Source organism: Streptomyces sp. NPDC043726 (assembly GCF_056436565.1).
Map to the genome: position 1 here is coordinate 291169 of NZ_JBWKCI010000013.1, position 8537 is coordinate 299705.

Annotated in this window: 9 protein-coding genes; 4 read left to right on the forward strand and 5 right to left on the reverse strand. The window is 72.1% G+C overall.

Features of this window, described 5'->3' with window-relative positions; translation table 11 throughout:
• Positions 1–13: 13 nt before the first annotated feature.
• Together AC068Z_RS33595 and AC068Z_RS33600 are read left to right on the forward strand one after the other, a co-directional pair.
• Complete coding sequence (locus AC068Z_RS33595; protein ID WP_478564329.1) at positions 14–793, forward strand: MerR family transcriptional regulator; 780 nt, start codon at positions 14–16, stop codon at positions 791–793.
• Complete coding sequence (locus tag AC068Z_RS33600; protein WP_478564332.1) at positions 790–1983, forward strand: nucleotide disphospho-sugar-binding domain-containing protein; 1194 nt, start codon at positions 790–792, stop codon at positions 1981–1983. Before AC068Z_RS33595 ends, AC068Z_RS33600 begins: the two co-directional genes overlap by 4 nt.
• Here AC068Z_RS33600 and AC068Z_RS33605 read toward each other — a convergent pair whose 3' ends face one another.
• Entirely contained in the window at positions 1984–3246 is a 1263-nt protein-coding gene (locus tag AC068Z_RS33605) for a YncE family protein (protein ID WP_478564335.1), read from the reverse strand.
• Positions 3247–3423: 177 nt separating this feature from the next.
• On the opposite strand from AC068Z_RS33605, the gene AC068Z_RS33610 reads away from it, so the two are divergent.
• Both AC068Z_RS33610 and AC068Z_RS33615 read left to right on the forward strand, forming a co-directional pair.
• Positions 3424–4080, forward strand: coding sequence for a TetR/AcrR family transcriptional regulator (locus AC068Z_RS33610; protein WP_478564338.1), 657 nt, complete (start codon positions 3424–3426; stop codon positions 4078–4080).
• A 75-nt stretch (positions 4081–4155) separates the two neighbouring features.
• Positions 4156–4980 (forward strand): tetratricopeptide repeat protein, encoded by an 825-nt coding sequence (locus AC068Z_RS33615; protein WP_478564341.1) that lies wholly within the window; start codon positions 4156–4158, stop codon positions 4978–4980.
• A gap of 3 nt (positions 4981–4983) precedes the next feature.
• Here AC068Z_RS33615 and lpdA read toward each other — a convergent pair whose 3' ends face one another.
• The 4 genes from lpdA to AC068Z_RS33635 all read right to left on the reverse strand — a co-directional run.
• Positions 4984–6396, reverse strand: coding sequence for a dihydrolipoyl dehydrogenase (gene lpdA / locus AC068Z_RS33620; RefSeq protein WP_478564344.1), 1413 nt, complete (start codon positions 6394–6396; stop codon positions 4984–4986).
• A gap of 116 nt (positions 6397–6512) precedes the next feature.
• Positions 6513–7718: a glycosyltransferase gene (locus AC068Z_RS33625; protein ID WP_478564372.1), complete on the reverse strand. Its 1206-nt coding sequence runs from the start codon at positions 7716–7718 to the stop codon at positions 6513–6515.
• A gap of 46 nt (positions 7719–7764) precedes the next feature.
• The gene (locus AC068Z_RS33630; RefSeq protein ID WP_478564347.1) at positions 7765–8103 is read right to left on the reverse strand and encodes a hypothetical protein; all 339 of its coding nucleotides are present in this window, start codon (positions 8101–8103) and stop codon (positions 7765–7767) included.
• On the reverse strand, positions 8100–8537 hold a 438-nt coding region (locus AC068Z_RS33635; protein WP_478564350.1), incomplete at its 5' end, for a cbb3-type cytochrome c oxidase subunit I. The genes AC068Z_RS33635 and AC068Z_RS33630, both read right to left, overlap by 4 nt.

An 8537-nucleotide genomic window follows, 5' to 3' on the forward strand; every position in this document is an offset into this window, starting at 1 on the left:
AAAGGGCAGGTGAATGAGTTACTCCGTGGGGCAGGTCGCGTCCTTCGCCGGGGTGACCGTGCGCACGCTGCACCACTACGACCGGGCGGGACTCCTCTCGCCCAGTGGCCGCAGCGGCGCCGGTTACCGGCAGTACAGCGACAGCGACCTGGCCCGGCTCCAGCAGATCCTCTTCTACCGCGAACTCGGCTTCTCCCTCGACGAGATCGCCGGGATCCTCAAGGACCCCCAGGCCAACGCCCTGGAACAACTGCGCTCCCGAGTGCGGCAGTTGAGTGAGGAGATCGACCGCCTCAAACGCCTCGCGGAAGTCGCCGAGCAGGCGATCCAGGTCCAGCAGACGGGAGTCTCTCTCACCCCCGAGGAACGGTTCGAGGTCTTCGGCGAGATCCGCTTCGACCTCAGCTATGCCACGGAGGCACAGCTCAAGTGGCGGGACTCCGAGGGGCAGCGCGAGTCGATGGCCCGTGCCGCCGCCCACAGCAAGGACGACTGGAAGCAGCTGATGGGCGAGGCGGCGGCCTGGCGCGGGGAACTCCTCGCCGCCTTCGACGAAGGGGAACCGGCCGACGGCGAGCGCGCGACGGACCTCGCCGAGGAGCACCGGCTGCACATCGCGCGCTGGTTCACCACCTGCCCACCCGACATGCACTGCCGCGTCGCCGACGACTTCGCCGCCGATCCACGCGCCTTCGCCCTCGTCGTACCGCCTTCCCAGCAGCGGCCGGGGCTCGCCGCCTATCTCCGCAAGGCCGTTCACGCGAACGCGGCCCGCCGGGCGGTGACCGAATGAGGATCCTCATCGCCGCCGCCGGATCGCGCGGGGACGTCGCCCCGTACACCGGCGTCGGGGCCGCGCTGCGGGCGGCCGGACACCAGGTCGCCCTCGCCACGACGGAGAACTTCGCCCCCCTGGCCCGGGAAGCGGGGCTGGAGGTCCGCGTCCTCCCGAGCCGCCCCGAACCGCCGGGCGACGTCTCGGACGGACGGCGGCTGATGCGCGCCGCGGCCGCCTTCGTCACCGACCTCGGCGAGGGCTTCGCCGAGGCGCTGGCCGCGGACACCGACCTGCTCCTGCTGTCGGCCACCACGGCCCCGCTCGGCTGGCATCTGGCGGAGGCCACGGGCGTGCGCACCCTGGGCGCCTACGTCGTCCCGGCCCATCCGACCGGCGCCTTCCCGCCCGTGGTGACGGGTGGGCGCTCCCTGGGCCGCCTCGGCAACCGGACGGCGGGCCGCTTCGCGGTGCGGATGGCGGACCGCGTCTACCGGGACGGGGCCGCCGGACTGCGTCAGCGCCTGGGACTGCCACCCGTCGCTGCCGCCGCTGTGCGCCGACGGCAGGAATCGGCCGACTGGCCCGTGCTGTACGGCTTCAGCACGGCACTGCTCGCACGTCCGGGCGACTGGCGGCCGGGCCTCGACGTCGTCGGCACCTTCTGGCCGTACGTCGCACCCGGCGCGTCCCTTCCGGCGGACCTGGAGGACTTCCTTGCCGCCGGGGCGCGGCCGGTGTTCGTCGGGTTCGGGAGCATGGCGGGCGGGGAGGGGGAGCGGCTCGGCGGGATCGCGGTGCGGGCCCTGCGGCGGGCCGGGCTGCGGGGGGTGCTGCAGCTGGGCGGTGCCGAGGTGGCGGGCGACGACATGATGGCCGTGGGTGATGTGCCGCACGCGCTGCTGTTCCCCCGGACGGCGGCCGTGGTGCACCACGCGGGCGCGGGCACCACGGCCGCCGCCCTGCGCGCCGGAGTGCCCGCCGTGCCGGTCCCGGTGGCGGCGGACCAGCCGTTCTGGGCGGCCCGGCTCGCCGCGCTCGGCGCCGCCACCGCGCCGGTACCGTTCGGGTCGCTGACCGAGGAACGGCTGGCGGAGGCGCTGCGCGAGGTCGTGCGCCGGCAGACGTACGCCCGCGCCGCCGCCGTCGCCGCACGGCACATGGCGACGGAGGACGGCGCGGGCGCGGTACTGAAGGCGATCGGCTGATCAACGGGCGGCCGGGGAAGTCCAGTCGGCCCGCACCTGTCCGAGCCGGACGCGCTGGGGGTGGTCGCCGACGGGGACGGAGACCCGCTTCCGCCCGGTGGCGAAGTCGATGGCGGTGACCTGGTCGGTGCCGCTCTCGGAGACCACACAGGACCTGCCGTCGCCGCTGACCGTCGCCCAGTAGGGCTTGGACGCGGTGACCAGCGGGCCCTCCTGGAGCGTGGCACGGTCGACGACGGTCGCGTAGTCGTCCATCGTGCCCGCGACGCAGAGCTTGCTGCCGTCCGGGCTCATCGAAATGCCGTGGTGGCGCGAGTCGTTGACGAAAGTGGTGCGGTCGTCACTGGTCGCGGGGTTCTTCGGCAGGGTCTTGGTGCGGACGATCCTGTCGGCGGCGAGGTCGTACTCGAAGAAGCCGTTGAAGAACGACACCTGGAAGTACAGCTTGGACTCGTCCGGTGAGAACACGGCGGGCCGGACGGCGCCGGAGTAGTCGGTGAGGCCGATGGCGTCGAGCCGGTCCCGCATGTCGATGGTCTTGACCCGCTGGTACGTCGTCGCGTCGACGACCGTGATGTAGCGGTTGCCCTTCGTCCAGTCCAGCCAGGGGGCGTCGGTCTGCGTGTTCACGTCGCCGATCGCCATGTTGTAGAGGTACTTGCCGTCCCGCGTGAAGATGTTCTCGTGCGGCTTGTCGCCGGTGGCGAACTTGCCGAGCTCCTCGCCGGTGGTGATGTCCAGCACGTGCACGGTGTTCGAGGTGGACGCGGACACCGCGACCCGGCGGCCGTCGGGGGAGACCGCCATGTGGTCGGCGCGGTAACCCGACACCGGGAAGCGCCAGTTGACGGAACCGGTCGCGAGGTCCAGGGAGACGACGTCGGCGAAACTGGGCCGGGAGGCGACCACCGAGGCGCCGTCCGGCGTGGAGTACATGTCGTCCACGAACTGGTCGTGGCCCTCGCCGACGCTGTTGCGGATCGCCATGAAGTAGATCCACTTGATCGGATCGGCGTTGATCTCCGCCATCCGCCGGTCCTTGTCGGGGATGACGTTGATCCGCCCGATCTTCGCGAAGTCACCGCTGGAGCGGATGACATCGGCCGTGCCGTCCCAGTTGTTGCCGACGAACAGCACCTCGCGCAGTGCGGCGGCCTCGGAGTCCGCCGAGGCGGCGCCGGCGGTCGAGGGGGCGGTGACGGACAGGACGAGGGCGGCCGCGACGGCGGCGGCACGCAGGTGCCTGGTTCTGCTGGCGGGCATGGTGCTCTCTCCTCTGGTGTGAGGCGTGGGGATGGCGTGCGCATGCCAAAGCGGAGGTGCGGAGTCTGAATACGGCTTCGTTCAGAGTTTAACTTACTGGAAAGTAAGGAGAGGGGCCCCTTCTCCACAAGACTGCGTACACGACAAAATGGCGAACACCCAAGGGGAGGAGGGGTGGTGGCGGGCAGGCTCAGGGCGCCGACCGGCCGCTACGGCGGCAGGTCCGCCGAGGAGCGGAAGGCCGAGCGCCGTCGCCGCTTCCTGGACGCCGCGCTCCAGCTCTTCGGCGACACCCCCGGCTACCGCGGCACGACGGTCGCGGCACTCAGCGAGACGGCCGGACTGTCCACACGCCAGTTCTACGAGGAGTTCCGCACCCTGGAGGACGTATTGGCCGCCCTCCACCTCCAGGTCAACCACTCGGCGGAGCAGGCGGTCATCGCGGGCGCCGCGTCCGTGGGCGACGCGCCGATCGCCGACCGGGCCGCCGCGATCTTCCGCGCGTACGCCTCCCATGTGACGGCCGATCCACGCCGGGTGCGCATCACCTTCGTCGAGATCATCGGCGTGAGCCCTCGCCTGGAGAAGCAACGCCTGGCCCGCCGCGCCCGCTGGGTCGACCTGATCTGCGCCGAGGCGGAAGCCGCCGCGGCCAGGGGAGAAGCGGCAGCCCGCGACTACCGCATCGCCGCGACCGCCTTCATCGGCAGCGTCAACGGCCTCCTCCACGACTGGACGGCGGGCTGGGTGGCCGCGACCCTGGACGAAGTCGTGGAGGAACTGGTCCGCCAACTGCTGGCCATTCTGCGGCCGGTGGGGTGGGAGGGGGCCTAGCACCCAGGGGGTCCGGCGCCGAGGGGCCGGGCAGCCGCCTCCGTCGTGGGCGAGCGTGATCCGTATGCTCCGGGCATGAGATTCTTCCGGTCGCGAGGCCGTGCTGACTCCGGGCCCTCGGGATCCCCTCTGGGGCAGGCAGCGGCCCTGATCCAGGCAGGGCGCTACGCCGAGGCGGAGCGCGAGGCGCGTGCCGTGGCGGCTGCCCGCCCGTCGCGCGATGACCCGTACGCGCCGCTGGCGTTGAGCGTCGCCGCGCTCGCGATGGGTGCCCAGGGGCGCCACGCCGAAGCCATGGACGAGTACGACGCGCTGGTGCCCGTGTTCGGCAGGGTCTTCGGCGTCGAACACCCGCAGACGCTGAAACTGCGCTCGGACCGGGCCCAGGCGCTCACCGCGCTCGCCCGGCACGCCGAATGCGAGGCGGAGTGCGCGGCCGTCGCCCGGGCGGCGGCCCGCGGTAATGGGCCGGAGATGCCGCGCCTGGCCGCGGCCGCCCGCAACGGACTGGTCTACGCCGTCAACGCCCAAGGCCGGCACGCGGAGGCCGAGGCGCTGGCCCGCGACGCCCTCGCCGCCCATCCGGCCTCGGACCGCTTCGGGCTGGTCCTGCGCCTCGGCCTGGCCCGCAGCCTCAACGGCCAGACCCGCCACGAGGAGGCCCTCGCCGAGGCGGAGCGCGCCGACGCGCTGCGCCTCCGACTGCCCGGGCACGAGAGCCGCGCGGAGACCGGTGCCGTCGAACTGGCCCTCGCCACCGCCCTGCTGGGGCTGGGCAGCCGTACCGAGGCCCGGGCGCGCGCGACCGCCGCGCACGACGCCTGCCTGGCCGCCTTCGGCCCCGGCCACCGCCGTACCGCCGAGGCCCGCGAGCTGCTCGACCGGATCGACGCGGCCTGACCCTCACATGTTGATCATGTGACCGGCCAGGCCGTGCACCGCTTCCTTGACGGCCTCGCCGAGGGTCGGATGGGCGTGGACGTTGCGGGCGACCTCGTGCACGGTGAGGTCCCACTGCTGGGCCAGGGTGAGCTCCGGCAGCAGCTCGGTGACGTCCGGGCCGATCAGATGGCCGCCGATGAGCTCGCCGTACTTCGCATCGCTGATCAGCTTCACGAAGCCGGTGGTGTCACCGAGGCCGTGGGACTTGCCGTTGGCGGTGAAGGGGAACTTGGCGACCTTGACGTCGTAGCCGAGTTCGCGGGCCTGCTCCTCGGTGTAGCCGAAGCTGGCGATCTGCGGCTGGCAGTAGGTGGCGCGCGGGATCATCGCGTAGTCGAGTTCCATGGTCTCCGCGTCGGCGATCGTCTCGGCGGCGATCACACCCATGGCCTCGGCCGTGTGCGCGAGCATCAGCTTCGCGGTCACGTCGCCGATGGCGTAGATGTGCGGGACGGAGGTGCGGCAGCGGCCGTCGACGTCGACGGCACCCCGCTCGGTCACCGTCACGCCGGTGTTCTCCAGGCCGTATCCGGAGACGTTCGGGGCGAAGCCGATGGCCTGCAGGACCTTGTCGGCCTCCAGGACCTGCTGGGCGCCGTCCTTGCCCGTGACCGTGACCCGGACCTGGGGGCCGGACTCGTCGATGGCGTCGACCCGGGTGGAGGTCAGCACGTCGATGCCCAGCTTGCGGTACTGGCGGGCGAGTTCGGCGGAGACCTCGGCGTCCTCCAGGGGCGCCATGCGGTCCAGGAACTCGACGACGGTCACCTTCACGCCGTAGTGGTGCAGGACGTAGGCGAACTCGATGCCGATGGCGCCGGCGCCCGCGATGACGATCGACCGCGGCAGGTCCTCGGCGAGGATCTGCTCCTCGTACGTCACCACGCGCGCGCTGCGCTTGGTGCCGGGCAGCAGTTTCGGGGTGGCGCCGGTGGCGATGATGCAGTGCTCGAACCCGATGGTCCGCGTGTTTCCGTCGTAGTCGGTGACCTGGAGGGTGTGCGGGTCCAGGAAGGTGCCCCGGCCGTCCAGCTCGGTGATCTTGTTCTTCTTCATCAGGTAGTGGACGCCCTTGACCCGGCCGTCGGCGACCTTGCGGCTACGGCGGAAGGCCTCGCCGTAGTCGAAGGAGACCTGTCCGTCGACCTTGATGCCGAAGGTCTTCGCCTCGCGGGTGAAGATGTGCGCCAGCTCGGCGTTGCGCAGCAGCGCCTTGGTGGGGATGCAGCCCACGTTCAGGCACACGCCGCCCCAGTACCTCTCCTCGACGACCGCGACGCGTTTGCCCAGCTGGGCGGCGCGGACGGCGGCGACGTAGCCGCCGGGCCCGGCGCCGAGTACGACGACGTCGAATCGCTCGTCCTGCTCGACCATGCGAGGTACCTCTTCCACCGGATCGGTTTCCGTTCCGTGGTGGATTGTTCCTCCCCGCCGCGCGGCGCGCCACAGAGATCACATGCGTGTGGCGGAGATCGCCCGCCCCCGCCCGGCTACTTCGCGAGCCGCTCCACCGCCGCCACGACCGGCCCCGTGCCGTCCTCCGCACGGATCCGCTCCCCGAGGGCGCGTGCCCGCTCGCGGTGGGAAGGATGTCGTACGGCCTGTTCGAGGGCCGGGGCCAGGGCGGCTGCCGTCAAATCCCGCAGGGGCAGTCGGCGCGGGGCCACGCCGAGGGTGACCAGGCGCTGGGCCCAGAAGGTCTCGTCGAACTGGATCGGCACCGGTACCGCCGGGACCCCGGCGCGCAGTCCCGCGGCCGTCGTGCCGGCGCCCGCGTGGTGGACGACGGCGCCCATGCGCGGGAAGAGCGCGGAGTGCGGGACCTCGTCGATGGTCAGCATGTCGTCGCCGTCGGCCGCAAGCCCGCCCCAGCCGCGCTGGATCACACCGCGCAGTCCGGCCCGCCGCAGGCCACGGACGATCTCGGCGCTCAGCCGCCGGGGGTCCGGAACCGTCGCGCTGCCCAGCCCGACGAAGACCGGCGGCTCACCCGCGTCGAGGAAGTCCTCGATCTCCGGCGGGAGTCGGGTGTCCTGGTCGTACGGCCACCAGTAGCCGGCCACGTCGAGACCCGACGGCCAGTCCCGCGGGCGCGGCACGACCAGCGGGCTGAAGCCGTGCAGGACCGGCATCTCACGCAGGGCGCGGGTGCGGGGCAGGCCCAGCCGGGCCCGCACCGACGGCAGCGTGGAGGCGAAGATGCGGTCCATCACCAGGTTGACCCCGTGACCGGCCATGCGGTTGCCGACCGGGCCCAGGGAGCCGCCGCCCAGTACCGGAGGCGCGAACTCCCTGGTGGGGGCGAGCGGTTGGAGGTAGGCGCCCAGGCAGGGCAGGCGCAGGCCCTCCGCGATGGTCCGGCCGAGCGGGGCGAGGGAAGTGGACAGCAGGAGGACGTCGCCGGCCTGCGCGGCGGCCACCAGGTCGTCCGTCATCCGGCCCACCAGCGCCCGCGCCATGGCGGACACCCGCATCAGCTTTCCCACCCCGGTGTTGCTGCGGTGCAGGCCCCGGCCGCGTGTGGAGTGCAACTCCTCGCGCGGATCGACGGGCAGGGGATGGAAGCCCAGCCCCGCACCCGCCGCCAGCCGTTCGAAGCAGCCGTGCGTGACCAGGGTGACCTGATGCCCCGCTCGGGCCAGCGCATGGCCCAGTCCGGTGTAGGGGGCCGCGTCGCCCCGGGAGCCCGCTGTCATGATCGCTACGCGCACGACGGCCAGTATGGCCCCGGGAGCCGGGTTCTCATCGCAGCGCGACCACGAGTCCGGCCACGACCACGACTCCGGCGCACGCCAGCAGCCAGGCCGCGAGCAGCCGCCGTCGCAGCGCGCCGTACCGCTCCTCGTACTCGGCCCGCAACTCCTCCGCCCGCTCCGCGGTCCGCCGCCACGACTGCCGCGCCAGAGCCGTGTACTCCGCCACGAACCGCCGCTCCAGCTCGTCCCGTTGCGCCCCCGTCAGCCAGGGAGCCAGCGGGGCGCAGAAGCGCTCCGCCGCCGTACGGCCCTCCTCGTGGGTGGCGGCGACCAGCAGATACCCCTCGATCCGGCCGACCAGCTCACGGCCCTCCCGCGCCGTCACCGCGGGCTCAACTCCCGCACCGGAGCGGCGATCTCGGGGTGATGCAGGTCGTACGCCGGGGATTCGCTGCGGATGCGGGGGAGTACGGCGAAGTTGTGCCGCGGCGGCGGGCAGGAGGTCGCCCATTCCAGTGAACGGCCGTAGCCCCACGGGTCGTCGACCTCGACCTTCTTGCCGTACTTGGCGGTCTTCCACACGTTGTAGAAGAACGGCAGCAGCGACAGACCGAGGACGAACGAGAAGACCGTCGAGACCGTGTTGAGCGCGGTCAGGCCCTCCACCGCCAGATAGTCCGGAATCCGGCGCTGCATTCCGTTCGTGCCCAGCCAGTGCTGGACGAGGAAGGTGCCGTGGAAGCCGATGAACAGCGTCCAGAACGTGATCTTGCCGAGCCGCTCGTCGAGCATCTTGCCGGTGAACTTCGGCCACCAGAA

What these genes read in the sequence shown, in the direction of transcription:
- AC068Z_RS33595 (WP_478564329.1), top strand. Translation starts at nt 14, where the DNA reads ATGAGTTACTCCGTGGGGCAGGTCGCGTCCTTCGCCGGGGTGACCGTG.
- AC068Z_RS33600 (WP_478564332.1), top strand. Translation starts at nt 790, where the DNA reads ATGAGGATCCTCATCGCCGCCGCCGGATCGCGCGGGGACGTCGCCCCG.
- AC068Z_RS33605 (WP_478564335.1), bottom strand. Translation starts at nt 3,246, where the DNA reads ATGCCCGCCAGCAGAACCAGGCACCTGCGTGCCGCCGCCGTCGCGGCC.
- AC068Z_RS33615 (WP_478564341.1), top strand. Translation starts at nt 4,156, where the DNA reads ATGAGATTCTTCCGGTCGCGAGGCCGTGCTGACTCCGGGCCCTCGGGA.
- lpdA (WP_478564344.1), bottom strand. Translation starts at nt 6,396, where the DNA reads ATGGTCGAGCAGGACGAGCGATTCGACGTCGTCGTACTCGGCGCCGGG.
- AC068Z_RS33625 (WP_478564372.1), bottom strand. Translation starts at nt 7,718, where the DNA reads ATGACAGCGGGCTCCCGGGGCGACGCGGCCCCCTACACCGGACTGGGC.